Consider the following 1,209-nt stretch of genomic DNA (forward strand, 5'->3'; position numbering starts at 1 on the left):
GCATTGTCCAGCGAATGCAGCTGCAACTCGTAGTTGAACAGCCGCCCTAATTCTTCACCGCCGCCCATGTCCTTGAGCAACAGCACCTCAGGTCCCAGGGGGCTGGTGACTTTGGCCAGGCGTGAGGCTTGGTTGAATAGCATCGGTTGTCCTTATCGCTGCCGCAGTCCATTTGACGCTGCGCAAGATTGCCGGCTTTTGACGTTGAAGATCAAGCGATCGCGCCCTTTGATAGCTCGTGCACAGGCATGAAATCGCCAGAGTAGTGACGCTGATCGCATAATGTAGTTCGTTGCTTGGGGTAGAGGAACCCGGTTCTTGATTGTTACCAGGCATTACTTGAATATCTGCTCCTTCGCGCGTCACCTCACGTCCATGGAAAGCGATTACTGTGACCTCTTACCGCATTCAAGAAGCCGATCTCGAAATCCCCGATACCTGGCAGGACCAGAGCATCAATATTTTCAAGCTGCCGGCAGTCGGTCCTGCTAAAGAAGCCAGTTTCGTCATCAGCCGCGATACCACTCAGGGCGATGCTCCTTTTGCCGAGTACGTGGACCGCCAACTCAAAAGCGCGGAGCAGCAACTGCCGGGCTTCAAGCTGGTGCAGCGCTGGGACACCGTACTGCATGGGCACACCGCTACATTGCTGGACTACACCTGGCAACGCGAGGGGCGCGACCTGATGCTGCGCCAGGTGTTCATCGAGCGTAAACCATCCGTGGTGATCACCACTTTGACCACCACACCGAACGATTTCGCCTATCACGAGCCGGCCTGGAAGGTGGCGATGCATTCGTTCAAGCCACAGCCTCCGATCATCTGAGCATCCATACGTCCCACTGAGCAGTCATACACATCAGTCAGGTAGATGCGCGCAATGGATGCACAGGCTGCAGCACGTCTGGGTGACGAAATAGCCCACGGGTTCGGGTTGGCCGCGATGGTCGCCGGTGCCGTGGCCGGTGCCTTGATCGGTGCTGCGGTCGTTGCCGCGACGGTTGCCACGGGCGGCGTGGCCTTGGCGATCATGGCCGGCTCGATTGCGGCTGGCGGCTTGTCGATGTTCCAGATCGTCAAGGGCCTCTCGACCATATTCAACCTGCCCGAGCCCACTACGGGGGCGTTGATAATGGGCAGCTTCAACGTCTACATCAACAGCCGCAATGCCATGCGGGCGGGTGAAGACACTTCATCTTCCTGCACCGG

1 protein-coding gene and 1 pseudogene are annotated in these 1,209 nt (G+C 57.8%); both read left to right on the forward strand.

The features are described from left to right. The first annotated feature begins 391 nt into the window (after positions 1–391). Complete coding sequence (locus BM300_RS29795; protein WP_063323759.1) at positions 392–826, forward strand: DcrB-related protein; 435 nt, start codon at positions 392–394, stop codon at positions 824–826. 54 nt (positions 827–880) lie between these two features. Continuing rightward, positions 881–1,209, forward strand: a pseudogene (locus tag BM300_RS29800) (hypothetical protein); the annotation flags it as partial.

The organism is Pseudomonas sp. NFACC46-3, from assembly GCF_900114515.1.
Lineage (GTDB): Bacteria > Pseudomonadota > Gammaproteobacteria > Pseudomonadales > Pseudomonadaceae > Aquipseudomonas > Aquipseudomonas fluorescens_Q.